The sequence below is a fragment of the Bradyrhizobium sp. Gha genome, from assembly GCF_900113735.1.
GTDB lineage: Bacteria > Pseudomonadota > Alphaproteobacteria > Rhizobiales > Xanthobacteraceae > Bradyrhizobium.
In genome coordinates this window covers 104,952-130,698 of the sequence record NZ_FOQM01000019.1, presented here as the reverse complement: position 1 = coordinate 130,698, position 25,747 = coordinate 104,952, and the positions used below count along the sequence as shown (strand labels likewise).

General features: G+C 65.0%; 26 protein-coding genes. 11 read left to right on the top strand and 15 right to left on the bottom strand.

Annotation, left to right across the window (positions count from 1 at the left end):
- Nucleotides 1–28: 28 nt before the first annotated feature.
- Together BM222_RS22525 and BM222_RS22520 are read left to right on the top strand one after the other, a co-directional pair.
- Complete coding sequence (locus BM222_RS22525) at nucleotides 29–1,009, top strand: amino acid--[acyl-carrier-protein] ligase (protein ID WP_092232205.1); 981 nt, start codon at nucleotides 29–31, stop codon at nucleotides 1,007–1,009.
- Between the two features lie 36 nt (nucleotides 1,010–1,045).
- The gene (locus BM222_RS22520) at nucleotides 1,046–1,921 is read left to right on the top strand and encodes a GNAT family N-acetyltransferase (RefSeq protein WP_092232202.1); all 876 of its coding nucleotides are present in this window, start codon (nucleotides 1,046–1,048) and stop codon (nucleotides 1,919–1,921) included.
- 137 nt (nucleotides 1,922–2,058) lie between these two features.
- Here BM222_RS22520 and BM222_RS22515 read toward each other — a convergent pair whose 3' ends face one another.
- Nucleotides 2,059–3,753 (bottom strand): putative bifunctional diguanylate cyclase/phosphodiesterase, encoded by a 1,695-nt coding sequence (locus tag BM222_RS22515; RefSeq protein WP_092232199.1) that lies wholly within the window; start codon nucleotides 3,751–3,753, stop codon nucleotides 2,059–2,061.
- Between the two features lie 220 nt (nucleotides 3,754–3,973).
- On the opposite strand from BM222_RS22515, the gene BM222_RS22510 reads away from it, so the two are divergent.
- On the top strand, nucleotides 3,974–4,234 hold the full coding sequence (locus BM222_RS22510; protein ID WP_092232291.1) for a hypothetical protein: 261 nt from the start codon (nucleotides 3,974–3,976) through the stop codon (nucleotides 4,232–4,234).
- 1 nt (nucleotide 4,235) lies between these two features.
- Here BM222_RS22510 and BM222_RS22505 read toward each other — a convergent pair whose 3' ends face one another.
- The 3 genes from BM222_RS22505 to mtgA all read right to left on the bottom strand — a co-directional run bounded on the left by BM222_RS22505 (nucleotide 4,236) and on the right by mtgA (nucleotide 6,050).
- Entirely contained in the window at nucleotides 4,236–4,877 is a 642-nt protein-coding gene (locus tag BM222_RS22505) for a hypothetical protein (RefSeq protein WP_177243376.1), read from the bottom strand.
- 144 nt (nucleotides 4,878–5,021) lie between these two features.
- Nucleotides 5,022–5,204 (bottom strand): 50S ribosomal protein L32, encoded by a 183-nt coding sequence (gene rpmF / locus BM222_RS22500; RefSeq protein ID WP_007598106.1) that lies wholly within the window; start codon nucleotides 5,202–5,204, stop codon nucleotides 5,022–5,024.
- A 171-nt stretch (nucleotides 5,205–5,375) separates the two neighbouring features.
- Complete coding sequence (gene mtgA / locus BM222_RS22495; RefSeq protein WP_092232193.1) at nucleotides 5,376–6,050, bottom strand: monofunctional biosynthetic peptidoglycan transglycosylase; 675 nt, start codon at nucleotides 6,048–6,050, stop codon at nucleotides 5,376–5,378.
- Nucleotides 6,051–6,211: 161 nt separating this feature from the next.
- On the opposite strand from mtgA, the gene BM222_RS22490 reads away from it, so the two are divergent.
- Nucleotides 6,212–7,135 (top strand): polyprenyl synthetase family protein, encoded by a 924-nt coding sequence (locus BM222_RS22490; protein ID WP_092232190.1) that lies wholly within the window; start codon nucleotides 6,212–6,214, stop codon nucleotides 7,133–7,135.
- A 9-nt stretch (nucleotides 7,136–7,144) separates the two neighbouring features.
- Complete coding sequence (locus tag BM222_RS22485) at nucleotides 7,145–7,834, top strand: DUF1345 domain-containing protein (RefSeq protein ID WP_092232186.1); 690 nt, start codon at nucleotides 7,145–7,147, stop codon at nucleotides 7,832–7,834.
- A gap of 44 nt (nucleotides 7,835–7,878) precedes the next feature.
- Here BM222_RS22485 and BM222_RS22480 read toward each other — a convergent pair whose 3' ends face one another.
- The gene (locus BM222_RS22480) at nucleotides 7,879–9,696 is read right to left on the bottom strand and encodes a caspase family protein (protein WP_092232183.1); all 1,818 of its coding nucleotides are present in this window, start codon (nucleotides 9,694–9,696) and stop codon (nucleotides 7,879–7,881) included.
- Nucleotides 9,697–9,874: 178 nt separating this feature from the next.
- A complete protein-coding gene (locus BM222_RS22475; protein ID WP_092232289.1) occupies nucleotides 9,875–10,303 on the bottom strand; it encodes a GFA family protein in 429 nt (142 codons plus the stop codon).
- A gap of 92 nt (nucleotides 10,304–10,395) precedes the next feature.
- Between BM222_RS22475 and BM222_RS22470 the strand changes: the two genes are divergently transcribed.
- From BM222_RS22470 to BM222_RS22455, 3 genes are all read left to right on the top strand, one after another.
- The gene (locus BM222_RS22470; RefSeq protein ID WP_092232181.1) at nucleotides 10,396–10,770 is read left to right on the top strand and encodes a nuclear transport factor 2 family protein; all 375 of its coding nucleotides are present in this window, start codon (nucleotides 10,396–10,398) and stop codon (nucleotides 10,768–10,770) included.
- A gap of 204 nt (nucleotides 10,771–10,974) precedes the next feature.
- The gene (bla, locus tag BM222_RS22460) at nucleotides 10,975–11,832 is read left to right on the top strand and encodes a class A beta-lactamase (RefSeq protein WP_092232175.1); all 858 of its coding nucleotides are present in this window, start codon (nucleotides 10,975–10,977) and stop codon (nucleotides 11,830–11,832) included.
- A 45-nt stretch (nucleotides 11,833–11,877) separates the two neighbouring features.
- The gene (locus BM222_RS22455; protein WP_092232172.1) at nucleotides 11,878–13,488 is read left to right on the top strand and encodes a Na+/H+ antiporter; all 1,611 of its coding nucleotides are present in this window, start codon (nucleotides 11,878–11,880) and stop codon (nucleotides 13,486–13,488) included.
- A gap of 18 nt (nucleotides 13,489–13,506) precedes the next feature.
- On the opposite strand, the gene BM222_RS22450 is transcribed toward BM222_RS22455, so the two are convergent.
- The 4 genes from BM222_RS22450 to BM222_RS22435 form a co-directional block, all read right to left on the bottom strand.
- Complete coding sequence (locus BM222_RS22450) at nucleotides 13,507–14,334, bottom strand: N-acetylmuramoyl-L-alanine amidase (RefSeq protein WP_244547213.1); 828 nt, start codon at nucleotides 14,332–14,334, stop codon at nucleotides 13,507–13,509.
- Nucleotides 14,335–14,492: 158 nt separating this feature from the next.
- Complete coding sequence (gene ispG / locus BM222_RS22445) at nucleotides 14,493–15,776, bottom strand: flavodoxin-dependent (E)-4-hydroxy-3-methylbut-2-enyl-diphosphate synthase (RefSeq protein WP_092232170.1); 1,284 nt, start codon at nucleotides 15,774–15,776, stop codon at nucleotides 14,493–14,495.
- 12 nt (nucleotides 15,777–15,788) lie between these two features.
- The gene (locus tag BM222_RS22440) at nucleotides 15,789–16,742 is read right to left on the bottom strand and encodes a DMT family transporter (RefSeq protein WP_092232168.1); all 954 of its coding nucleotides are present in this window, start codon (nucleotides 16,740–16,742) and stop codon (nucleotides 15,789–15,791) included.
- 35 nt (nucleotides 16,743–16,777) lie between these two features.
- On the bottom strand, nucleotides 16,778–17,272 hold the full coding sequence (locus tag BM222_RS22435; RefSeq protein ID WP_092232165.1) for a Fur family transcriptional regulator: 495 nt from the start codon (nucleotides 17,270–17,272) through the stop codon (nucleotides 16,778–16,780).
- A 156-nt stretch (nucleotides 17,273–17,428) separates the two neighbouring features.
- Between BM222_RS22435 and BM222_RS22430 the strand changes: the two genes are divergently transcribed.
- From BM222_RS22430 to BM222_RS22420, 3 genes are read left to right on the top strand one after another with little or no spacing between them, the layout of a single operon-like run.
- Nucleotides 17,429–17,911 carry a MarR family winged helix-turn-helix transcriptional regulator gene (locus BM222_RS22430; RefSeq protein ID WP_092232161.1) on the top strand — a complete coding sequence of 161 codons (483 nt, stop codon included), beginning with the start codon at nucleotides 17,429–17,431 and terminating at the stop codon, nucleotides 17,909–17,911.
- Nucleotides 17,904–19,073, top strand: a complete 1,170-nt coding sequence (locus tag BM222_RS22425; RefSeq protein WP_092232158.1) for an HlyD family secretion protein — start codon at nucleotides 17,904–17,906, stop codon at nucleotides 19,071–19,073. The genes BM222_RS22430 and BM222_RS22425 overlap by 8 nt, the downstream gene beginning before the upstream one ends.
- 4 nt (nucleotides 19,074–19,077) lie before the next feature.
- A complete protein-coding gene (locus tag BM222_RS22420) occupies nucleotides 19,078–20,634 on the top strand; it encodes an MDR family MFS transporter (RefSeq protein WP_092232155.1) in 1,557 nt (518 codons plus the stop codon).
- 93 nt (nucleotides 20,635–20,727) lie between these two features.
- Here BM222_RS22420 and BM222_RS22415 read toward each other — a convergent pair whose 3' ends face one another.
- From BM222_RS22415 to pcaF, 5 genes are all read right to left on the bottom strand, one after another.
- Nucleotides 20,728–21,789, bottom strand: coding sequence for a phosphotransferase family protein (locus tag BM222_RS22415; RefSeq protein WP_092232152.1), 1,062 nt, complete (start codon nucleotides 21,787–21,789; stop codon nucleotides 20,728–20,730).
- A 193-nt stretch (nucleotides 21,790–21,982) separates the two neighbouring features.
- A complete protein-coding gene (gene pcaG / locus BM222_RS22410) occupies nucleotides 21,983–22,585 on the bottom strand; it encodes a protocatechuate 3,4-dioxygenase subunit alpha (protein ID WP_092232149.1) in 603 nt (200 codons plus the stop codon).
- A gap of 1 nt (nucleotide 22,586) precedes the next feature.
- On the bottom strand, nucleotides 22,587–23,288 hold the full coding sequence (pcaH, locus tag BM222_RS22405) for a protocatechuate 3,4-dioxygenase subunit beta (protein ID WP_092232146.1): 702 nt from the start codon (nucleotides 23,286–23,288) through the stop codon (nucleotides 22,587–22,589).
- Nucleotides 23,289–23,413: 125 nt separating this feature from the next.
- Nucleotides 23,414–24,304 (bottom strand): dioxygenase family protein, encoded by an 891-nt coding sequence (locus BM222_RS22400; protein WP_092232143.1) that lies wholly within the window; start codon nucleotides 24,302–24,304, stop codon nucleotides 23,414–23,416.
- A 116-nt stretch (nucleotides 24,305–24,420) separates the two neighbouring features.
- A complete protein-coding gene (gene pcaF, locus BM222_RS22395) occupies nucleotides 24,421–25,629 on the bottom strand; it encodes a 3-oxoadipyl-CoA thiolase (protein WP_092232140.1) in 1,209 nt (402 codons plus the stop codon).
- Nucleotides 25,630–25,747 lie beyond the last annotated feature (118 nt).

Here is a 25,747-nt window from a genome sequence, read left to right as displayed (position 1 = left end):
CAATCTTCAGATAGCAGGACATCGGACCATGAACATCGCAGTCCTCCCCGATTCACCCGAATCCGCCCCTCGGATGGTCGATCCGCTCGATCGTCTCGCCGACAAGCTGTTCCACCGCATGGGTGCCGACGGCGTGTACGCGCGCACTGCGCTCTATGAGGGTGTCGTCGAGAAGCTCGCCGCGCTGATCACGAGCAATCGCGAGGCCGGCACGGAGGTGATGCGCTTGCCGCCGGTGATGAGCCGCGCGCAGCTGGAAAAGTCCGGCTACCTCAAGAGCTTTCCGAACCTGCTCGGCTGCGTCTGCGGCCTGCACGGCACCGAACGCGAGATCAACGCCGCGGTGAGCCGCTTCGACGCCGGCGGTGACTGGACCAGTTCGCTCTCGCCGGCCGATCTCGTGCTCTCGCCCGCCGCCTGCTATCCCGTCTATCCGATCGCGGCGAGCCGCGGCCAGTTGCCGAAGGGCGGCCTGCGCTTTGACGTCGCTGCCGACTGCTTCCGCCGCGAACCGTCAAAGCATCTGGACCGCCTGCAATCGTTTCGGATGCGCGAATATGTCTGCATCGGGACGCCCGACGACGTCGCCGATTTCCGCGAGCGCTGGATGGTGCGCGCCCAGGCGATCGCGACCGACCTCGGCCTGACCTTCCGCGTCGACTATGCCAGCGATCCCTTCTTCGGCCGCGTCGGTCAGATGAAGGCGGTGAGCCAGAAGCAGCAGCAACTCAAGTTCGAGCTGCTGATACCGCTGCGCTCGGAAGAGCAGCCGACCGCCTGCATGAGCTTCAACTATCACCGCGAGCACTTCGGCACGACCTGGGGCATCCGGGACGCCGATGGCGAGCCGGCGCACACCGGCTGCGTCGCGTTCGGCATGGATCGCCTGGCCGTCGCAATGTTCCATACCCACGGCACCGATCTCTCCGCGTGGCCCGCCAAAGTGCGGGACATCATGGGCCTGCAGCCGCCAGCTCCGGCCGACGCCCACGGCGAAGGCTGGCGCTAAGCTGAGGGGCCGACCATTTCCACGGGCAAGACGAGCGTGATCCACACCAAGGTCCGATGTCGCGAGATCACCGAGTCCGATGTTGACGCCATCGCGGACTTGCTGACGCGCGGCTTCGTCGGCCGCTCGCGCAATTACTGGATCCAGGGCCTGCGCCGGCAGGCGTTCCGGCCGGTGCCGGACGGCTATCCGCGCTTCGGCTACATGCTCGACAACGACGGCGAGCCGGTCGGCGTGCTGTTGCTGATCTACACCACGCGCAAGGATGGCGAGGAGACCGCCATCCAGTGCAACCTTTCGAGTTGGTATGTCGAGCCGGCCTATCGCAACTACGCGCCGCTGCTGACCAAGATCGCGCAGCGGCACAAGCACGTCACCTACCTCAACATCAGCCCGGCGCCGTGGACCTGGCCGATCGTGGAGACACAGGGCTTTCGCGCTTATTGCCGCGGCATCTTCATCTCGGTGCCGGCGCTGTCGCGCGCGCCGCGCTGGAGCAAGATCGAGGTGATCTCCCAGCACGCCAAGACGATCGAGGGACTTTCCGAGGCCGAGACGGAACTGCTGACACGGCATGCGCGCTACAACTGCCTCAGCCTGATCTGCCGCACGCCCAAGGGCGTGTTCCCCTTCGTCTTGCAACCGGTGCGTATCCGCCGCGGTTTCATCGCACCGCCGGTGATGCAGCTGATCTATTGCCGCAGCGCGGCCGAATACGCCGCCTGCGCCGGCCGCATCGGCCGGCTGCTGCTGCGGCTCGGCAAGGTCTCTGTGCTCGTCGATTCCAACGAGCCCATTCCCGGCCTTGTCGGTATTTATACCGAGCGACGCGGCCGCAAATATTTCAAGGGCCCCCACCGCCCGCGACTGGCCGATCTCACCGATACGGAACTCGTGCTTTACGGGCCGTAGGCGCGGTTCTCGTTGATGTCCTCGAAAACAACCCCATGCACAGTAGAACGGGCGTTGATTTCAAAGGAGAAATTCGTCGCATCCGCCGCGAGATGGTGGACCCGGCGCAAGGGCGCCTTTGCCCACCCGACGGCACCTCACCCCGCCGCGGGTAGTGCGCTGCCCGATGTCGCGCTCCACGGCCGTTCGGCTGACGCCAATCCGATCAGCCGGCCCTGGATGTAGTCGCAACCCCAGTCGCGCAGCATGGTCGCGGCCTCCTCGTCCTGCACCCATTCGGCGACCGTCTTGATGTCGAGGCGGCGGGCGAGATCGATCAGGGTTTGCACGAAGGCACGGTCGTCGGCGGAATGGGTGATGTTCTGCACGAAGGCGCCGTCGATCTTGACGATGTCCACGCCGAGCTTGCGCAAATTGCGGAACGAGGTGTAGCCGGCGCCGAAATCGTCGATGGCGATGCGGCTGCCGAAATTCTTGAGGCGGTCGACGAAGGCGCGGACATCGTCGATGTCCTGGATCGCGACCGTCTCGGTGATCTCCACGATCAACCGCTCGGCAAGGCCGGGATGGGCGCGCATCAGCGATTCGATCCCGGCCCACCAATCGGGATCCATCGTGGTATCGGGCGAAATATTCAGGCTGAGCCTGACATCCGGCGCCGCCGCGAGCTCGGCGACCACGAGCTCGAGCACGCGGTGATCGACGAGCCGGATCAGGCCGAGCCGCTCGGCCACCGGCACGATGTCGGGCGCGAGCAGCACCTGGCCGTCGCCCTGGTCCATGCGCACCAGGCATTCGTGGAACGCGCCCTCGCGCGAGGCGGCCGACACCACTGGTTCATAGGCGAGCTTGATGCGGCGTTCGTTCAGCGCGGTGACGATCTCGTCGGTGACACGGATGTTGACGCGGCGCTGCGCATCGCGCGCGGCATCCGGGCGCCATGCCGCGAACGAACCGGCGCGGCGGCGCTTGGCGGCATCCAGCGTCTCATGGGCGCGGTTGATCGCCTCGCCGGCATTGCGGGCATAGCGCGGCAGGCTGACCGCGCCGATCGACGCGGTGACCGAAACCGGTCCCGATTTGGTCGGCACCACCTCGTCACGGATGCCGGCGAGAAATCGCTCGGCGGCAACGTTCATGTCGTCAACGGTGCAGTTCTTCAGGATCAGGCCGAACTTGTTGCCGGAGAAACGGCCGAGCACGTCACCGCCACGCAGGCGCGCGCGAATGCGTCTGGCGACATCGAGGATCACGGCATCGGCAACGTCGAAGCCGAAAGCATCATTGACGCGGGCAAGGTGATCGATGCCGACCAGCATGAAGGCCGCGGTCGAGCGGAAGCGGGTCGTCTCCTCGATCGCTTCGGCCAGCGCCGCGAGCAGATGGGAGCGGTTGAGCTCGCCGGTCAGCGGATCGAGCCGCGCAAGCCTGGTCAGTTCCTCGTCGCGCGCGTGCCGCTCATTGTTGATGCGGACCGAGCCGATCGCACGCATGGGGCGGCCGTCGGCGCCGGCGAACCAGCGGCCGGTCTCCTCGATCCAGACCACGGGATCGGACGCGCTCAGGCGTACGCCATATTCGACCCGGTAGGGCGTGCCGTCGGCGCCGTGCACGGCGGAGGTTTGCGTCAGCGCGGCGCTCCGCAGCGTCTGCGCGGGCTCGATCAGCTTGGCGAATTCGGCGCCGGTCGCGAGCCGCTCGGCCGGGATCCCGGGGAAGATGGCGCCGGCCTGTTCGCCCCAGACGATGGCATCGCTGGCGATATCCCAGACGAAGACCGCCTGGCCAAGGGCGGCCAGGATCTCGGAGGCTTGCGGCAATGCTGGGGTCAAAAGCGCCTCGTTTCGGGACAGCGGGGAGGTCCTGAGCCGGCACAGAATACGGCCAGATTCGCCGTCGAACCTAGGCAAAGTTCATAAACAATTTGGAAACCACGTTCCCGAGGCCCCCGGAACCGAATAGGATCGGCCGGCATAGGCCTTGCGAGACCATCACATGCACCGGCGCCACCGTCCCAAAATGCGCCAGTTCAACCGGATCAGCGGTGTTGCGATGGCGAATGCGGACCAGATCGAAGAAACAACGCGGGAAGCCAGTACCGCGCTGGTCCCGCTGACGCCGGTTTTGCAGTGGGTCCGCAAAATGCCGCTGACGCGACCCGATCCTAGCTTCGTCACCCAGCTGATCGCCAACGCCGAGCACCTGCCGCAGGCGAGCCAGCTGCGGCGCGGCTCCTCCGACGACGCGCGCATGGCCTATGGCAGCAAGCGCCCGCTGCCCAGCGTCAGCTCACGCACACGTCAGGTGGCGTAACTCAGCGCGGCTCTTCGGGCGAGGGCGGCGTGCCGTTGCCCGGCTGCAAATGCGGCGAGGGAATTTCCGGCGACGGGACGATGCCCGGCTTGGGCGCGGGGTGATCCATCAAAACGGATTCCGCAACCGATTGCGCCGAGGGCGCTGGCGGCCGTTCGGGCTGCGGCGCGGACACCGGATCGAGCTTCGGCTCGAACGCCGTCGCGGGCGGCGGCGCCTCGGCCTGGCGCTTCGTCTTGCGCGGCACCGCGACGGTCTCGGCAGCGACATAGGCGATGCGCCGGCGCGCGCGCTGGGCGACGCCGCCGAGGAAATCGGCCATCGAAAGCAGCACCAGCAGGAAGTAGGTGGAGTTGCCGAATTTGGGCCACATCACGAATTCGGCCGCGGCCGCGCCGAAGATGATCAGCGATAGCAGATGATCCATCAGGAATTTGGCGCCGGGCCGCGCGCCCTTGACCACTTCGAGCAACAGCAGCAACACGCCGAGCGCCAGCAGCAGATCGGCCAGGGTCACCGGCCAGGTCTCGCCCGTGATCATCGGCACCTTGAACAGCACGTCCGAGAAGGACACGCTGGGCATCAGGAAGGCGATGATATTGTACACCGCGAGCGGAATCAGGAGCAGCGGGAAACCGACCATCGGCAAAGCGCCTTCTCGATCAAGATGTCCAGACAGGACAATGCGGCGGCGAAGCATTGGCTCCGCCGCCGTCACTGTCATATCTCATGGGTTGGCCGAAATCAGGCAGGTGAAATCATTCTGCCCGGAGAAAGGTCCTAAACTTCAGGACTCTTTCTTCTTCAGGACCTGACGGCCCTTGTACATGCCGGTCTTGAGGTCGAGATGGTGCGGACGACGGAGCTCGCCGGAGTCCTTGTCTTCCACATAGGTCGGCTTCTTGATGGCGTCTGCCGAGCGGCGCATGCCACGGCGCGACGGCGAGGTTTTTCTTCTCGGAACGGCCATTTCAGTATCCTCTAGGGATTGGTGTTCATCGGGGCATCGTCCGCGAAGGGACGGCTCAGCACCCGCAAATACGAGGCGAGCTGAATGCCGATCAAGGCCGGGCTTATAGAGGAAGGCTGGCCGTAAAGCTAGGCTTCTGGGACGGAAAATACGCCCGGAAATGGCCCGAAATCAGCGATTTTCCCGCCAGCAGGTCAAAAGCGAGGTGGCTTGCGCCCTCGCCACATAGGTCCCGGCCAGCCGACGGACGCCAGGCCCCGGAGTTCTGGCGCTGCGTTTAACCGGATTCGGCAGGATCGAGGCCAAAAGCGCCGCCTCCCGCGCGGAGAGGCTCGCTGCCGACTTGCCGAAGGCATAGGCGCTCGCCGTCTCCGCTCCGAACTGGCCCTGGGGGCCGAGCTCGGCGATGTTGAGGTAAATTTCCAGGATCCGGTGCTTGGGCAGGACGAAGTCGATCCAGAGCGCCAGCGGAAATTCCAGCGCCTTGCGGACGAAATCCCGGCCCTGCCAGAGGAACAGGTTCTTTGCCACCTGCTGGGTGATGGTGGAGGCGCCGCGGAACGGCGTGCCGTCCTCCTGAGCGTCGTCGATCGCCTCGCGCAGCGCCCCCCAATCGATGCCGTGGTGCTTGCAGAAATGGGCGTCCTCGGCCGCCACCACCGAGCGCGGCAAATAGGGCGACATCGCCGCCAGGTCGATCCATTCCCGATGCATCGGTGCGCCCGTCAGCGAGCGCCAGGCCATCAGCGTCGAAACCGGATGACCGGTGCGGTAGAACGGCGCGACCACATAGGGTGCAAGAGCCACGACCGCGAGCGCTACCAGCAGGATTTTGACGATGCGCAAATCGACCTTTCCGGCGCGAAATCAAACGCGACCACGGATCCCGGCATTAAGTCTGTGATAATTCGGGCGTTTTCCAGCACTTTTTAGGCCCTCCAAACGATTGACTGGGGCGGGCGCATAAAGGATTGTCCGGCCGAATTTTGGTTCTGGAGCCTTTCTTGATGACCGGCACGTCCCCGTCCGATTTCGCCAAGCGTCTGGACAAGACCGCTGATGACACCGAGGCCTTGCTCGCTCGCCTGCTGTCGGACGACATCCTGCACGATGAGATCGCCCGCCCCAAGCGACTGATGGACGCAATGCGTTATTCGAGCCTCGGCGGCGGCAAGCGCCTGCGGCCGTTCCTGGTGGTCGAGAGCGCTTCCGTGTTCGGCGTTCCCCGCGAGGCCGCGCTGCTGGTCGGCGCCGCGCTTGAATGCATCCACTGCTATTCGCTGATCCATGACGATCTGCCGGCGATGGACAATTCGGACCTGCGCCGCGGTCGCCCCACCCTGCACAAGCAGACCGACGACGCCACCGCGATCCTCGCCGGCGATGGCCTGCTGACGATCGCCTTCGACATCATCACCCGCGACGAGGTCCATCGCGACGCCAATGTGCGGCTGCTCTTGACGCGCGCGCTGGCCCGCTGCGCCGGCATCGGCGGCATGGTCGGCGGCCAGATCCTCGATCTCGCCGGCGAGGGCCGCTTCGGCGGCAACGAGCCGATCGACGTCGCCCGCATTCAGCAGATGAAGACCGGCGCGCTGCTGCGTTACGGCTGCATCGCCGGCGCCCTGCTCGGCCAGGCCTCGAAGGCGGAATATCAGGCGCTCGACGATTACGGCCGCGCGCTCGGCGAAGCCTTCCAGATCGCCGACGACCTGCTCGACGTCGAAGGCGATGCGGCTGCGCTCGGCAAGCCGGCCGGCGCCGACGCCGCGCTCGGCAAGACCACGTTCGTCACCCAGCTCGGCATCGAAGGCGCCAAGCAGCGCGTGCGCGATCTCTTGGCCCGCGCCGACAGCGCAGTGTCGATCTTCGGCGACCGTGCCGCCGTGTTGCAGGCCGCTGCACGGTTTGTGGCTGAACGCAAGAACTGACGCGCGTTCATGGCGACCGAGGGCCAAGAAGATCCCGTCCTCGCCCGCTTCGGCCAGATGTCGCGGCCGGTGCGGCTGATTTACGCGCGGCCGCGGACCTTCATCTCGCTCGGCGTCGGAATCCTCGTCTGCCTGCTCGTGCCCGGCTCGTACCGGTTGCTGACCCGGCTGCTGTTCGGCTGGGACGCGCTGATCGCGGTCTATCTCGTGCTGGTTTACACGATGATGCTGTGCAACGACCACCAGCACATTCGCCGCGCGGCTGCGATGCAGGACGACGGCCGCTTCGTGATCCTGCTGGTGACGGCGATCGGCGCCTTCGCGAGCATTGCCGCGATCGTCTATGAGCTCGGCACGCCCCACCGCGGCGCGATGGAGCTGACCATTGCCATCACGACGATCGCGCTGTCCTGGGCCGCCGTGCACACGACGTTTGCGTTGCATTACGCCCATGACTATTACCGCCCCCCGTCCGGCGGATTGCAGTTCCCTGAAGGCAACAAGGAAGACCACGCCGACTATTGGGACTTCGTCTATTTCTCCTTCGTGATCGGCATGACCGCGCAGGTCTCGGACGTCGGCATCACCGACAAGACGATCCGCCGCACGGCCACGGCGCACGGCATCGTGTCTTTCATCTACAACACCGCGCTGCTGGCGCTGACGGTGAACATCGCGGCGAGCGCGATCGCAACTTGACCGTCGTCCGTACCATCGCGCAGGACGGTGCTGACGCTGTGACCCTAATTACACACCTCGACATTTGCGTCGTTGTGGGGGCCGCCACCGCCGCGATATTCGAGGTGACAGCCACGCGAGACCGGACGGCAGCCGATGGTGTTGCAGAAAATCTGACCGCTGCCCGTGCCGCGGCCGGCGGCAGCGGCAATGCCCGCGGCGGCACCGTGACCGCCCTCCGCGCCGGCACCCGCACCGCCGGACTGGCGACGCTGTCTCGCCGGACGCTCATCGCGGTCGTCGCGCTTGGCCGTTGCGGGTTTTGCGGCACGCTGCTTCACGCATTCATTATCGTCGTTCAGCGCATAGCCGTCGCCACAGACGATCTTGCTGCACTTGTCGCCGGCGGGCCTGAAGCCGTGATCGCAGACCAGCGGGCAGACGCGCGACAATTTTGACCTGACCGTGCCGAGCGCATCGGTGCTCGCCACCTTCACGTCGAGCTTGGTGCCGGCATAGCGATTGAACTGCGCCAGCGAGCGTTGCGAGGAGGTATTCCAGTTGCCATCGGCCTCACCCGAGAAGCAACCGACGCGACCGAGTTCGGTCTGAACCGCGCGGCTGAGATCGGCCGGCGTACTTGCCGGCGTCAACGCGGCGACATTTGTGCCGGAGGGGCTCGCCGTTCCGGCAGGCGCAGCGCCCGGTGCCGAGGCGGCAAGATTGACGCGCTGCTGCTCGGCAGCCGCTGCCTGCTGCTGCGCCTGCTCCTTGGCTTTCTGCGCGGCAAGCTGGGCCTGCTCGGCCGCCTTCGCATCGGCCGCAGCCTTGGTCTGCGCATCCTTCTGCGCGCCAAGCGCGGCGAGACGGTCGCGCTCGGCCTCCGCCTGTTTCGCCTTCTCGATCGCGACAGCGTGAACCTGCTCGGCCTCGATCTTGTCGAGCTGGAGCTTGGCAAGGCTCGCATAGAAGCCATCAGGGTGCTGGGCCAGGAACGCTTCCCACGCCGGCTTGTTGCCGATTTGAAGCGCCAGTTCGTAGTCGCGGCGCATATCGGCTTGCGGATTGATCGCAGGTGCGGGTGCCGCCGCGGGCGCAGGCGCGGCCTTGACCGGCACCAGCGGCACGTCTTCGCCGCCGAGCGAGCCGTAGACGAACGGCTCCTGCTTGTTGTTGGTGATCTTCAAGACGTCGTCGCGCACGAAGCCGAAGGCGCGGCGGACATCGAGGCCCGGCGTCGTCAGATGCTTCGACAGCGCGACCGTGAATGGGCTATTGCTGCCGTCACCGTCCTGCGCGGTGGAGCCGGCCTTGGCCGAATAGGCGATCAGGGTGTTGGGGCTGCCCGGCTCGACCTGGGCAAGGCCCCGCCCGATGCCGCGCGAGGCGATCGTGCGTTTCATGGCCTTGCCGAAGGGATTGTCACGGCAGGCGTCGAGGATCACCAGACGAAGCTGCTTGGCCGGCTCGATCGCGACGAGGATGCGGTCGAGAGACAGCGCTTCGTCATACACGTCGGTGTCGCGTTCGAGCTTGGCGTCGACCGGAATCAGATAGTTGGCGCCGTCGACCTCGATACCGTGGCCGGCGTAATAGACGACGGCGATATCGGCATCACGTGCAGAGTCGGCGAAGTCGCGCAGCACGCGCCGCGTATCGAGCGCCGTGAGGTCGTGGCGGGAATCGACGACATCGAAGCCGGCATCCTTCAGCATCTTCGCCATCACCGCACCGTCATTGACGGGATTGGCAAGCGAGGGAGCGTGCTGATAGTCCGAGTTGGCGAGCACCAGCGCGACGCGCTGTCCGGCGAAGGCTGGCCCGGCGCCAAACATCAGCGCGACAGCGAGGAGCAATGGGCAAAGTCTGAACAAATTGCGCATGACAAGACTTCCAAAATTCGGAGCAGTTCACACCCTCCGGGACGACCTTGGCAAGGTCCGCCATCCGCGCTTGTGATGGGGGTCACGAAGACGGCACCCCGAGAGGCCGAGGAGCCCCTTTCGTGAGTCGCGCCAGCGCATTGGCGGTTCGCCGCCGAAACGGCGCGGGCCGGCTTGCCTAGCCGTCCCTGACATGGCCCCGATACTGCGGCAGATTGTCCGTGATGTCGTGCCATGGGGCCTTGGAGCCGACGAAAATATGGGCGCTCGGGCGGATCGAGGGGGCGTCGACCAGGGTTCCCAAGGTGACATGGATCCATTGTCCTTCCCGGACCCGGGAATAAAGCAGTGAGCCGCAGCGGGCGCAGTGCGCGTCATGGGTGGTGTCGTCCCCGTAGATCATCCGCTGGTCTTCACCCCTGATGAGCCGGAGCTGGCCGTACGCGATGCCGGCAAACGGCTTGAAGGCGGAACCGGTGGCGCGGCGGCACTTCGAGCAGTGGCAGTTCAATGCATAGGAAAACGCGTCCGCCACCTCGTAGCGGACGGCGCGGCAAAAGCATTCGCCGGCAAGCATGCGAGCGTGCCGATGTTGTGAACCGGTCATGATGCCCTCACGAAAATGGCAGAAGACAGCCATAGCGCGATTTGATCTGTCCGACTAAGTTTCCGCGCAGCCATCATGCGAAAGGATGACCCATGAGCGAGAACCGGTCCAGCGTCGAAGCCGTCGTGCAATCCTATTTCGACGGGCTCTACGAGGGTGACGCCGACAAGCTCGGCGCCGTCTTTCATCCGTCCGCCGATCTGCGCTGGGTGGAAAAGGGCGAGTTGAAGATCCTGACCGTGCCGGACTGGCTTGCCTGGGTCCGCAAACGTCCCTCCGCCAAGGCCGAAGGCAAGCCGCGCGAGGATTTCATCGTCACGATCGACCGCTCGGACGACAAGACCGCCTTCATCAAGGTCAAGTGCCAGCTGCCGCCGCGGTTCTTCACGGATTATCTGGTGGCGATGAAACTCGCCGACGGCTGGCAGATCGTGTCCAAATCGTATCGGTATGATCTGAAGGAATGAGGGGGCCGCTCTCCTCTTCAGCTGCCTCCCAGTGCGAGCCCAACTCCCACCACACGTCATTGCGAGGAGCCCTTGCGACGAAGCAATCCAGAAACCCACCGCCGAGGGATTCTGGATTGCTTCGCTCCGCTCGCAATGACGGCGCCGCATTCGTCGCTTCACTCTCTCCACCTCCCGAAGGTCTCCACTTCCCGAAGGTCGCCCATGCCTGTCGATCGTCGTTCCCTGCTCGCCTCGCTCTGCTGGATGGCCGCCTCTCCCGCATTTGCAGCTGACGCGCCGCCCGATCTCGAATCCTATGAGCGCGAGAGCGGCGGCCGGATCGGGGTCCATGCGGAGAATCTCGCCACCGGCGCGAAGCTCGCCTGGCGCGCGGACGAGCGCTTCGTGATGTGCTCGACGTTCAAGGCATCGCTCGCGGCCTGCGTGCTGGCGCGGGTGGATCGCGGCGAGGAGAAGCTCGCCGCGACGATCTCCTACGGCAAGGCCGATCTCCTGGAGTACGCACCGGTCGCGAAACAGAACCTGTCGACCGGCGCGATGTCGGTGGCCGACATGTGCAAGGCGAGCGTCGAGCTCAGCGACAACACCTGCGCCAATTTGCTGCTGGCGCGGATCGGCGGCCCCGCCGCGCTCACCGCGTTCTGGCGCTCGATCGGCGATACCACATCGCGGCTCGACCACAACGAGCCCGAGCTCAACCGCTCGCCGCCGGGCGATGTCAGGGACACCACGACGCCGGCGGCGATGGCCGGGAATCTCAAGCGGCTGGTGACAGGCGAGGCGCTGTCAGCGGCCTCGAGAGCCCAACTCACCGAATGGATGGTGGGTTGCAAGACCGGCGCGAACCGGCTGCGCGGCGGTCTGCCGGCAAGCTGGACGATCGGCGACAAGACCGGCAACAACGGCAAGGACGCATCGGGCGATATCGCGGTCGCCTGGCCCAAACCCGATGCACCGATCCTGATCACCGCCTACACGCAGGGCGGCACACCTGATGCGGCGCAGCTCGAGGCCGTGTTCGCGCGGATCGGGCGCTTGGTGGCCGCGCGGCTGGTGTAAGCCGTCTGCATTGACCTCTTGGCCGCTTCCGGGCCAAGACAGGTCATGATCGCAGCGAAGTTTCAGACCTTCCTCATCCTGCTTGCCGTGCTGGCAGGCACGGCGCTGGTCGCACGCCGCTTCAACATGGCGCCAGCGATCTTGCTGATGCTCTCCGGTGTTGGCCTCGCTTTCGTGCCGGGCATGCCGCCGGTGGAACTGCCGCCGGAGCTGGTGCTGCTGATGGTGCTGCCGCCGCTGATCTACTCGGCGAGCGTCGCGATGAGCTGGCGCGAGTTCAGGAACAATCTGCGCCCGATCGTACTGCTCGCGGTCGGCGCGGTCATCTTCACTGCGGCGATGGTCGCAACCGCGACCCATTATCTGATCGGCCTGCCCTGGAACGTCGGCTTCCTGCTGGGCGCGATCGTCGCGCCGCCCGACGTGGTGGCGCCGCTCGCGATCGCGCGCCGGCTGAACATGCCGCGCCGCCTCCTCGTCATCCTCGAGGGCGAAGGGCTCGCCAACGACGCCACTGCACTGATCCTCTACCGCTTCGCGCTCGCAGCGATCATGGTCGGACATTTCTCGCTGCCGCTGGCGGCCGGTGAATTTTCCCTCATCGTCGCCGGCGAAATCGCCTTCGGCATCGGCGTCGGCTGGCTCTCCCTGCGTTTCCGCAAATGGTCCGGGGATCCGCAGGTCGAGCTGACGCTGTCGCTGATCACGCCTTACGTCTCCTATTGGCTGCCCGAGCATGTCGGCGGCTCCGGCGTGATCGCGACCGTTGCCTGCGGCCTTTATGTCAGCTGGAACGGGCCGCTGCTGATATCGGCGTCGACGCGGCTGCAAGGCATCTTCTTCTGGGACCTCATCATCTATCTGATCGAGGGCTTGCTGTTCCTGCTCACCGGCTTCCAGATGCGGGCGCTCTACGAGAAATCGAAGGCGTTCCCCCTCGACGACATCATGATCGCGACCGCCTTGGTCATGGCCATCATCGTCCTGGCGCGCTTCGCCTGGCTCTATCCGGCGACCTATCTGCCGCGGATGCTGTCGAAGTCGCTGCGAATGCGGGATCCATCGCCGCCCTGGCAATGGCCGTTCGCACTCGCGTTCACCGGCGTGCGCGGCGCGGTGTCGCTGGCGGCCGCGCTGGCATTGCCGTTCACGCTGCCTGGGGGCGAGGCGTTCCCCGATCGCGACCTGATCCTGTTCGTCGCCTTCGGCGTCATCTTCATCACGCTGATCGGCGTCGGCCTGACGCTGCCGCCGGTGGTGCGCTGGCTCGGCATCGCGCAAGCCGGCCGCGTCGAGCACGTCGCCGAGCACGAGGCCGAGATCGCGGCGCGGCGGCAGGCACTGGACGCCGCGCTGAAATCGCTCGACGCCTTGAGCGGGGAGAAGGACGTCTCCGACGAGGTGATGCGGCTCCTGCGCGCCCGCCACGAAATCCGCGTCAACCAGCTTCCCGATTCACTCGATCCCGCCCACCACGACGTCTCCGCCGCCGGCACCGCGTTGACCCGCGAGCTGATCGAAGCCGAGCGCAAGTTCATCCATGATCTCCTGCGCGACGGCCAGATCACCGACGAAACGCGGCGGAGGATCGAGCGCGATCTCGATCTGGAAGAGGCGAGCCTGGCGAACCGGGAGTATCGGGGCGGGCCGCTATAGCTGCGCGTCATTGTGGACCTACCGCCGCTCGCAATAGGTCCGCATCGCCGCCACCACGGCGGTCGCGATCAGCTCCTGCCGCTCCGGCGAGTTCATCGCCATCTCCTCGTCGCGGTTGATGATGGAGCCCGCTTCCAGCAGGACCGCGGCGCTCCGGGTCTGCGACAGCACGACGAGGCCGTCGTAGCGGTAGACGCCGACATCCTTGTCCAGCAATGGGTGCCGGTAGCGGCCCATCAGCGGCAGGGCGTACTGGGTGGCGTAGTGCAGGCCCTTGTCCTTCAGCTCCCGGCCCAGCAGCCTGGCGAAGACGAGGCTGGCGGCGAAGCGCGGATTGCGCTCGGACACGAACAGCGAGTGACCGCTGAAGCGGTCGCTGAAATAGCTCTTCGCGCCCTCGAACTCCCAAGGCTCGAGCATCTTGTCCGGCACGGAATCGTGGTGGATCGAGAGAAAGAAATCAGCATGCGCGGCGTTGGCCGTGCCGACGCGCTTGAGCAGGCTTGCGCGCGCGTTGCCCTCGGTCACCAGCACCCGTGTCGCGGCGAAGCCTGCCGAGGTCAAGCGCTCCCCGATCAGCCGCGCCAAATGCAGGTTGAAGCCGAATTCCACATCGTTGCGCGCGCTGGTCGCGCCTTGCGCGTCCGAGGTGTGTCCGACATCGAGGATGATCTTGAATTTGCGCGGATCGCATCTCTCCGGCGCAGGCGGCTTGATCGACGAGGGTCTGGGCTTTGCCCTCGCGGCCTTGCGCGCCGCGACCGCTTCGCCATGGCGACCCGGCAAGACCAATAGCGGGATCAGCGACACAGCGAGAGCGGCGGTGATGCGCCACGCGTTTTTCACACCGGCCCTTCCCCCTTCACCGTCACGCGCGTCCCTGAGCTCGGATTGGGAGGGATCGTAGCCATGTAGGGCGGGTCAGCGAAGCGTAACCCGCCACTTCCCTCGCGCAACGAAAAGGGCGGATTACGCTTCGCTACGATTTCGATGTTGAACGACGCCTACTCCGCCGCAGTCACCGGCGCCTTGGCACCCTGGCCGTAGCGCTGGTCGATGTAATCGATCACCAGCGCCTTGAAGTCGGCCGAGATGGTCGGGCCGCGCAGCGTGCGGAACTTCTTGCCGTCGACGAAGACAGGCGCAGCCGGCGCTTCGCCGGTGCCTGGCAAGGAGATGCCGATATTGGCGTGCTTGGATTCGCCGGGACCGTTGACGATGCAGCCCATCACCGCGACGTTGAGCTCTTCGACACCAGGATATTTGCTCTTCCAGTTCGGCATCTCGTCGCGGATGAAATCCTGGATCGAGCGGGCCAGCTCCTGGAACGTGGTCGAGGTGGTGCGGCCGCAACCGGGGCACGCCGCAACCAGCGGCACGAAGGTGCGGAAGCCCATGGTCTGCAAGAGCTCCTGGCCGACCTGCACCTCGCGGGTGCGGTCGCCGCCGGGCTCCGGCGTCAGCGAGATGCGGATGGTGTCGCCGATGCCCTGCTGAAGCAGAATTCCGAGCGCGGCCGAGGACGCCACGATGCCCTTCGAGCCCATGCCGGCTTCGGTGAGGCCGAGATGGATGGCGTAGTCGGAACGCGCAGCGAGATCCTGATAGACCGCGATCAGATCCTGCACCGCCGAGACTTTCGCCGAGAGGATGATGCGATCCTTGGGCATGCCGAGCTCTTCGGCGCGCGCGGCCGACAGCAGCGCCGACTGCACCATCGCCTCGCGCGTTACCGCGCGCACGTCGCGCGGATTGGCGGAGGCGGCGTTCTCGTCCATCAGCTTGGTCAGCAGTTCCTGGTCGAGCGAGCCCCAATTGGCGCCGATGCGCACCGGCTTGCCGTTCTTGTTCGCGATCTCGATGATGTCGGCGAACTGGGTGTCGCGCTTGTCCTTGAAGCCGACATTGCCGGGATTGATGCGGTACTTCGCCAGCGCTTCGGCGCAGGCCGGATAGGCCGCGAGCAGCTTGTGGCCGATATAGTGGAAGTCGCCGATCAGCGGCGTGGTGATGCCACGCTTGGCGAGACCGTCACGGATGTGCGGGACGGCGGCCGCCGCCTCCTCGCGATCCACAGTGATGCGGACCATTTCGGAGCCGGCGCGCGCGAGCGCTGCGACCTGGGCGATGGTGCCGTCGATGTCGGCGGTGTCGGTATTGGTCATCGACTGGACGACGATCGGCGCGCCGCCGCCCACGGTGACGTTGCCGACCTTGACCTGGGTGGTCCGGTGACGCGGCGCAGGGCCTGCGAGATCGGAATCGATGGTGTTTTCGAGCTTGTTCATGGCGTCCAAATATCAGGTTTTGGTGACGTTCAGCAATGCATCAACAGGCGCCGCCGCGGTTTGGCTCGGACGGTTAACCAGAAAAAGCCCAGCAATTACAAGGACGGCTGCCGCCCCAAAGGCCAGACTCAGGGTGTCGTGCATGATGAAATAGCTACCCACCACGCCAAACAAAGGGGTGATGAAGGTAAAAGCCGACAATTTGCTGGCCGAATAGGCCTTCACCAGCGCGAACCAAAGCGTGAACGTGGTTCCGACCACCCAGATGGCCTGGAAGGCCATCAAGGCGAACGACAGCGGCGACGGGGTGTGGGTGATGGTTTCCCCTGATAACAAGGCAGCAGTGCCGAGGATCGGGATCGAGGTTGCGACCTGATAGCCGAGCGCCTTCTCCGGCGCGGCGAAGCGCAACCGCGTGCCCTTGGCGACCAGCGTGGTCGCGGCCCACAGCGATGCACCGCCGACGATCATGAGATCGCCGAGCAGCACATGGGAATCGACATTGGCCTGCGGGACGCCGATCGCGAGCGCGACGCCGGCAAAGCTCACGGCCAGTCCCAACCATTGCGTGCTGCCAAGGCGCTCGCCGAGCATCTGGTAAGAGCCGAGCGCGACGAAGAAGGGCGCGGTGTAGAGGAACACGACCCCGCGCGAGGCCGTGGTCAGGCGCAGGCCCTGGAAGATCAGCACGAACTCGACGCCGAACATCACCCCGGCGATCAGGCCCGGCTTCCACGTGCCGTCATTCTCGAAGAATTTGACGCCCCGAAATGTACCGATGAGGAACAGCACCGGCAACGCGACCGTCGAGCGGATCATCGCCTGCAGCATCGGCGGGATATCCGGCAACACCAGCTTCACCGCAATCTGGTTGAAGCCCCAGGTCAGACATAGCATGAGCATCAGGGCGATGGCGCCGGCACTCAGCGGGCGCGCGGCAGACGGAATGGCTTGAGGTGGGGACATGTCTTCCTGAGTCCCGGCTTTGCGCCGTTGTTGCTTCAAGATGCTTTCCGACAATGGGTGCAGACGCCCGTGATCTCCACCACGGACAGCTTTGGTGCAAAGCCCGAGGCGCGCGCCGCGGCGTTGAGATCCCCGGCAAAGGATGCCGACGGGATTTCGCCGACGAGGCCGCAGCGCTCGCAGATCAGGAACGCCACCGCCGAGGTCGCGTCGTGGTCGTGGGCAGCGCAGGCGAGATAGGCGTTGCGGCTTTCGATGCGGTGCACGAGGCCGTTCGCCATCAAGAAATCGAGCGCGCGATAGACGGTGATGGGCGCCGGCCGCGGCATCGACTTGGCCAATTCGTCGATCACCTCATAGGCGCCGAGCGGGCGATGGCTGGAGAGCAGCGCGCCCAGCACCTGGCGGCGGATCGGCGTGAATTTCTGCGCGCGAGCGTCGCAAACCGCCTCCGCATGCGCCAGCGCGTCCGCGGTGCAGCGGCCGTGATCGTGGTCGGGCGTCGGAAATACCGGCTTTGCGAGGGTCATTCGACCCGCGTTCTAGCATTTCGGTGGGGGAACCCAAAGCACGACCGCCACGACGGCGGTCAGCCATGCTTTTGCCGCGGGACAGCATCGCATCTACCCGCCATGAAATAATCATAAGCTTGCTTATTATATCCAAGCTTATTGGAGACCAAGCTTATGACCCGCGGGTCTGTCGACCAGAACTTCCTGTTCACCCTCGGCGAGCTCTACCGCCTTTTGCGCGTCTATGCCGACAAGGAGGCCTCGCGCTTCGGCATCACCCGCGCGCAATGGGCTGTGCTGGCCAAGGTCGAGCGCAGCGAGGGCATGAAGCAGTCGGAACTCGCCGAATTGCTGGAGATGCAGCCGATCACGCTGACGCGGCTGATCGACAAGCTCTGCGATAGCGACTGGATCGAGCGTCGCAACGACGCCACCGACCGCCGGGTCAAGCGCCTCTACCTGAAGAAGGCCGGCCGGGCGCTGCTTGGCAAGATGAGCGGCCTCAAATCCGAGCTGACCGCCAACGCCCTCGACGGGATCAGCCCGGCGGATGCCCATCGTCTCCTCACCCAACTCGAAACCATCAAAGAAAACGTGCGAACCGCGATCCAGACATCAGGCGCGGAACAAGCACGCAAGGAGCAGCGCTATGGCTGAACAAGTCCTCAAATTCCAGCCCGAGCAAAAAATCGACAGCGGCAAGCCCAGCAAGAAGGCCGGAACCGATCCGCGCCGTCGCTTCGTCGCCGGCCTGCGCCGTTATCGCCGCTTTTTGCTGATGGTGGTGCTGCCGATCGTGGCCCTGATCGCAGGCCTGACCTTCTATCTCAATGGCGGCCGCTATGTCGGCACCGACGACGCCTATGTCGGCGCGCAGAAGGTGCTGGTGACGCCCGACATATCGGGCAAGATCGTAAAGGTCGTCGTGAAGGAGGGCCAGCTCGTCAAGCAGGGCGACGAGCTGTTCGACATCGACCCGGTCCCGTTCCAGCTCGCCGTGGACGAGGCGAAGGCCCAGCTGATGCAGGCCAAGTCGACCTATGACAATCTCGTCGCCAACATCAAGATCTATGGCGACATGCTCGATCTCGCCCAGAAGGGCGTCGACCTGAAGCAGCGCGACGTCGAGCGCAAGCAGGCGCTGGTCAAGAACAATTACGGCTCCCAGCTCGATCTCGACAACGCCTCGAACGCGCTGGTCACGTCGGGCTCGATCGCACAATACGTCAAGCAGCAGATCTCGACCGCCAAGACCCAGCTGCTCGGCGATCCTGACCTGCCCCTGGAAAAATTCCCGGCATACGCCCAGGCCAAGTCCAAGCTCGAGAATGCCCAGCGCAACCTCGACCATGCCGTGGTGCGGGCGTCGATGGATGGCGTTGCGACCCAGGTGGACCAGATCCAGCTCGGCCGCTTCGTCACCGCCGGCACGCCGGTGTTTTCCATCATCGACGTCGCCCATCCCTGGGTCGATGCCAATCCGAAGGAGAGCGATCTCACCTACGTCACCGTGGGACAGCCTGTCACCCTCGAGGTCGACGCGTTCCCGAACCACGTCTTCAAGGGCAAGATCGGTTCGCTCTCGCCCGGTACCGGCGCGCAATTCGCGATCCTGCCGCCGCAGAACGCCACCGGCAATTTCGTCAAGGTGGTGCAGCGCGTGCCGATCCGCATCTATTTCGACGAGAGCGACAAATACGTGGAGAAGCTGAAGGCCGGCATGAGCGTCTATGCCACCATCGATACCGGCCATCGGCGCTCGCTCGCCGGCCTGCTCGGCCTGTCGGCGAGCGCAAGCCAAGACAAAGACCAGGACTGATCCGATGTCCGGTCCCAATGCCAGCCTGATGGTCCCCGGCCTGCGCCGGAACATGGTGACGATCTGCGCCATGACGGCAACCATCATGCAGGCGCTGGACACGACCATCGCCAACGTCGCGCTGCCCTACATGCAGGGCACGCTGTCAGCCTCGCAGGACCAGATCAACTGGGTGCTGACCTCCTACATCGTCGCCGCCGCGATCATGACGGCGCCGGTGGGCTGGATCTCCAACCGCTTCGGCCGCAAGCGCATCTTCATCATCTGCGCGGCCGGCTTTACACTCTCATCCGTGCTGTGCGGGTTGGCGCAGGACATCAACCAGATGGTGCTGTTCCGCCTGCTGCAAGGCGTGTTCGGCGCGGCGCTGGTACCGCTGTCGCAGTCCGTCATGCTCGACTATTACACGCTCCAGGAACGCGCCACGGCGATGTCGATCTGGGGCATGGGCGTGATGATGGGGCCGATCATGGGGCCTTCACTCGGCGCCTGGCTGACCGAGACTTATTCCTGGCACTGGGTGTTCTTCGTCAATTTGCCGTTCGGCGTCGTCACCGTGCTCGGGCTCGGCATCTTCATGGACGAGACCGACAAGAATCTCAGCCTGAGGTTCGACTGGTTCGGCTTTGGCGCGCTGGCGATTGCGATCGGCGCGCTTCAACTCGCGCTCGACCGCGGCGAGCAACTCGACTGGTTCGAGTCGGCCGAGATCGTGACCGAGTTCATCGTCTCGGGTATCGCCTTCTATTACTTCTTCGCGCACTCCTTCACGACCTCGCGGCCCTTCATCCAGTTCGCGCTGTTTCGGGATCGCAACTTCCTGACCGGCTGCATTTTCATGACGGTGATGGGCCTGGTGCTGTACTCGACCATGGCGCTGGCCTCGCCTTACCTTCAAAACGTCATAGGCTATCCCATCATGACCGCCGGCGGCCTGCTTGCGAGCCGCGGCTTCGGCACTTTCTTCGCCATGATGATGGTCGGCCGCATCATGCGCTACATCGAGGCGCGTACGCTGATCATCTGCGGCCTGACGCTGACCGCCGCCTCCCTGTTCCAGATGACCGGCTGGACCGATCAGACCCAGGTGCCGGAGATCGTCATCGTCAGCGTGATCCAGGGCTTTGGCTTCGGACTCGTCTTCGTTCCGCTCTCGACCGTGGCGTTCCTGACGCTGCCCAACCATCTGCGCACCGACGGCACCTCGATGCTGACGCTGATGCGTAACGTCGCCAGCTCGGTCGGCATCTCGATCGTCATCGCCCAGCTGACGCAGGGCACGCGCAGGACCTATGCGATCCTCTCGGAGTACATCAACCCGTTCAACCATGCGCTGCAGATGCCGAACGTGCGGAGCATGATCGACCTCTCCACCGATGCCGGCCGCGCCATGGCCGACCGCATGGTCAGCATCCAGTCGCAGATCATCGCGTTTGCGCACGACTACCAGCTCGTGATGTTCTTCATCCTCTGCACCATCCCCCTGGCGCTGATGATCGGCTCGACCAAGGCGTCCTTACGCAAGCAGGCGGCGGGGCCGGAACATGCGGTGATGGAGTAAGGGCTATTGCCTGCCACAAACTCGTCGTCCCGGCCTTCGCCGGGACGATGCGGAGACTTCGGGAGGCCGGCGCGCCTCATCTCCATTGTGTTGCTACAGCAACTCCTCGCACCCCAAATCCTCGACCGCCATCATCACCCGCTCCAGATTGTTCCACCAGATCCCCGGCGGGATGTTGATGGCCCATTGCCAGACCGGCTTGGTGATGTGCCAGAGCACCGACCAGCGGTAATCCTGATCGAGCGCGCCGCGCGTGTAGCCGGCCACGCCATGTGCGAGCAGCGTCTCATGGTAGCGATTGAGCAGCGTCCGCTCGAGCGCCTGCCGGCGCTCCGGATACCATTGGATCGCCATCATGTAAGCGAGGTCGTGGGTGGGCACATTGATGCCCCAGAGGTCGAAATCGAAGATACGCACGGTGTCGGCGACGTCCGCGCGCGGCAGCAGGAAATTCCAGGTATGCGCGTCGCCATGGACAATGCTGAGGTGACGGTGCGAATGATAGCGCTGCGACAGCCGTGCGGACTGCTCGATGAGACGACGATAAAGGATGCGCCGTTCCTCACTCAAGCGATCGCCGAGCTCGTCGGCGAAGCGATCGTAATGTCCGGCGAAGGTCTCCAAATGCCCCGCGCTGTCCTCGGCGCTGGCCCAGGTGCCGACGGTCTCGCCGAGGCGAGGATGATTCCACCATGCCGCATGCATGCGCGCCAACGCCGTGACGATGGCCATCGACTGATCTCGCGACGGTGGCACCGTCGGGACAGTCGCGAGTTCATGACTGTCGGTGAGGTCTTCGAGCAGGAGATGCCATTTCCCGCTTTCCGCATTGAAATGCCCGTCGAAGCAGCGCGGCATGAATCCCGGCGGCATGTGCGGCGCGAGCTTCGTGTAAAAGGCGACTTCGTGCTCGCCGCGATCCGCAAGCGTCCCAGCGAAGCCAGCATGCGCCATTTTCAAAATCAGGGTCTGCGGCGAACCGGCGGACTCCCCGACATAGCGCAGGCCAAGCCTGGTGATATGCGAGACCACGGTGTCGCGCTCATGCAGCACCTTCACCTCGCGCACCGCGCCCGCGTCCAGCGCGCCGGCCTTGCGCAGCGCAGCCGTCAGGTAACCGGGCTCAGCGACCGCCGGCAATTGTGAGGATGTCATGAGTCGCGCCCCCCGGTGCCGCGCACATTCTGCACGATCACCCAGCGAAGCGCTACACCCTCCGTTTGTCGTCCCGGACAAGCGAAGCGCAGATCCGGGCCCCCATCACCGCAGCAACGGTTTGGCGAAGGCAGGCCATGACCACCTCGCGCAACAATGACTGCTGCGGCCCGGCTTTCGCCGGGACAGCGCGTCACATATCGAAGAACACCGTCTCGTTGTCACCCTGCAAGCACAGGTCGAGCTTGTAGACGGCCTTGCCGGTCTCGCGCACCGCCGTCAGCGTGGCGCGGCGATCGGCCGGAACCAGCGCCAGCACGGGATCGGCGGCGTTGCCGGCCTCGTCGCTGAAATAGATGCGGGTATAGAGATGCCGCAGCATGCCGCGCGCGAACACGGCCAGAACGATGTGCGGCGCCTGCGGCTTGCCGTCAGGATCGGGCACGACGCCCGGCTTGATGGTGTCGAAGGAATAATTGCCGTCCTTGTCGGTGCCGCAGCGGGCGAAGCCGCGGAAGCTGGCGTTCGGCAGCGCGCGCTTGTCCTGCGGATCGGCGTAGCGGCCCTGCGCGTCCGCCTGCCAGATCTCCAGCATGGCGTCGGGCACCGTGGCGCCGTCGCCGTCGAGCACCCGGCCCTCGATACGAACGCGGTCGCCGGAGACGTCTGAGGTCAGCGTCGAGTTGGTGAAGGCGTCGTTCCAGGAATATTCGCCGGTCGGCGTCAGGCCGTATTTGAAGAATGGGCCCACGGTCTGCGACGGCGTGATGCCGTCGGGCTTCACAGAATCCTGCACGTTAGTGGTTCTCCATGGGGGTGGCGTTCTTGCCGCGCAGCACGATGTCGAAGCGATAGCACAGCGCCCATTCGGGCTTGGTGTTCTCCAGGTCGAACGACGAGACCATGCGCATCCGCGCCTTCTCGTCCGGCACCGAATTGAAGATCGGATCGAACGGGAACAGCGGATCTCCAGGGAAATACATCTGCGTCACCAGGCGGCTGACAAAGGAATGGCCGAACACCGAGAGGTGGATATGGGCAGGGCGCCAGGCATTGTGGTGATTGCCCCAGGGATAGGCGCCCGGCTTGATGCTGACGAAGCGGTAATAGCCTGATGCATCGCTTAACGTGCGGCCCGCGCCGGTGAAGTTGGGATCGAGCGGCGCCGGATGCTGGTCGCGGACATGGACATAGCGGCCGCAGGCATTGGCCTGCCAGATCTCCACCAGAGAATCCGGAACACCGCGGCCGTCCTCGTCGCGGACATGGCCGTGCACGATGATGCGCTCGCCGAGCGGTTCGCCCTTGTGCTGGGTGGTGAGGTCGCTGTCGCCTTCGCGCACGGTCTCGTGGCCATAGACCGGGCCGGTCAGTTCCGAGAGCGTGTGGCGCATCGGGATCAACGGCTTGCTCGGCGCGCGCTTGATCGAGCTCTTGTACTCGGGCGACAGCGGCAGCGGATGGGCCTTGTTGCTGCCTATGGGATAGATGAATGTCATTGGCGAACTCCTCCCCGGCCATTCTGGGCCAACCGGACCGCATTTGCGCCAATCATTATAGGATATAACTAATTTGGGGAAGCGGGTTTAGCGCCTGCCCGCACCCGGCGTTCGGGCCCTCAGCCCTATTTGATCGGCGCACGCGGTAGCACGGCTTCCCCCGCCTCGAGCCGGTAGGTGTGGTCGAGCGAATACCAGGGCGTTGCGACATCAGGGGCCGGATGCGGCGTCTCGTGACGCACGAATTTGCCGATCAGCGCTTGTGTCACGCCGAACTGCACGTCGCTGTCGATATGGGGGTCGTTGGGATCGTAGACCTGCGAGATCAGCACTTTGAAGCCCGGCTTGAAGATCAGGGCATGCAGGTGCGCGGGACGATAAGGGTGCCGGCTCTGCGCCTCAAGCAGGCGCCCGACCACGCCATCGGTCGGAATGGGGTAGCCGATCATCATCACGGAGCGGAAGGCGAAGCGGCCATCCTGGTCGGTCGTGAACTTGCCGCGCAGGTTCATGTCGGCCTGATCGGGATCCTGGTTCTCGTAGAGGCCAACCGGCGAGGCGTGCCAGACATCGACCTCCGCACCAGCGACCGCACGGCCGTCCCTGTCAACGACGCGGCCGCGGACGAACAGCGGCGCGCCCGGGGTGTCGGAGCGGACGATCGATCCGCCGTTCTCGACCCGCGGCGAGTTCAACCGCCAGAACGGGCCGAGCAGCGACTGGTCGGTTTCGGTGTTGCCCTGATCGCCGTTGTTGAGCAGGCACACCAGCGGTGAGACACCGAGCGAGCCCGCCATCAGCACGACTTCGTTGTGCGTGTCGGTGGTCAGCTTGCCGAGCTCGGCAATGATGGCGGTGGCGTCGCGGAATTCTTTCTCGGTCAGCCTGACGTCACGGACGAAGCCGTGCAGGTGCTTGACCAGCGAGACCATGATCTGACGCAGCCGCGGATCGGACGTCCGCTCCATCACCGCAAGAGCGGCGGTCGTGACGTCCTGCTCGCGTTCGATGATCATGGCACCATCTCTCCCTGTCATTCCGGGGCAGCCCGACAGGGCTGAACCCGGAATCTCGAGATCCCGGATTCCGCTCTAACGAGCGGCTCCGGGATGACGAGACGCTGCGCGTCTCTTCAATTCACCTTCTCGATTGCGACCGCGACGCCCTGGCCAACGCCGACGCACATGGTGGCGAGCGCGAGCTTGCCGCCGCGCTTTTCCATGCCGTGCACGGCGGTGAGCGCGAGGCGCGCGCCGCTCATGCCGAGGGGATGGCCGAGCGCGATGGCACCGCCATGCGGATTGACGAAATCGGCATCATCGGCGACGCCAAGCTGGCGCATGCAGGCGATGCCCTGCGAAGCGAAAGCTTCGTTGAGTTCGATCAGATCGAAATCGGTGATCTTCTTGCCCAGCCGCTCCATCAGCTTGCGGGTCGCGGGCACGGGGCCGATGCCCATGATGCGCGGCGGCACGCCGGCCGAGGCGAGGCCGAGGATGCGCGCGCGGGGCGTCAGACCATGCTTCTTCACGGCAGCTTCGGACGCGAGGATCATCGCGGCGGCGCCGTCATTGACGCCGGAGGCGTTGCCGGCCGTGACCGTGCCGGGATTGCGCACGATCGGCTTCAGTTTCGCCAGACCTTCCAGCGTGGTGTCGGGACGCGGATGCTCGTCCTTGTCAACAGTGATGGGGCCGGCCTTGCCACCGGGAATGGTGATCGGGGTGATCTCTTCCGCGAAATAGCCGGCAGCAATCGCCTTACCCGCACGCTGCTGCGAGCGGATTGCGAAGGCGTCCTGGTCGGCGCGCGAGACCTGGAATTCCTCGGCGACGTTCTCGCCGGTCTCCGGCATCGCATCGACGCCATACTGCGCCTTCAACAGCGGATTGATGAAGCGCCAGCCGATGGTGGTGTCGAAGATCTCGGCGGAGCGCGAGAACGCTTCCTGCGCCTTGCCCATCACGAAAGGCGCGCGGGTCATGGATTCGACGCCGCCGGCAATCGCAAGCTCGATCTCGCCCGACCGAATGGCGCGGCCCGCGGCACCGACCGCATCGAGACCGGAGGCGCAGAGCCGGTTCAGCGTCTGGCCTGGAACCGAGTCCGGAAGCCCGGCAAGCAGCAGCGCCATGCGCGCGACGTTGCGGTTGTCCTCGCCAGCCTGGTTGGCGCAGCCGAAGAAGACTTCGTCGACCTGTGCCCAATCCAGACTGGGATGCCTGGCCATCAGCGCCTTGATCGGGGCCGCGGCGAGGTCGTCGGCGCGCACCTTGGCGAGCGAGCCGCCGAAACGGCCGATCGGGGTCCGCACGGCATCGCAGATAAAGACGTCACGCATCGCTGTTCTCCCTGAATGCCGCGGTTCGGCCAAAATTCCTTGATGTCGGCGGAGTTTTAGGAGGGCGCCCGCGGCAGGTCAATTGACGGTTTCCTGCGTCTTCCCCGGGGTACGCACG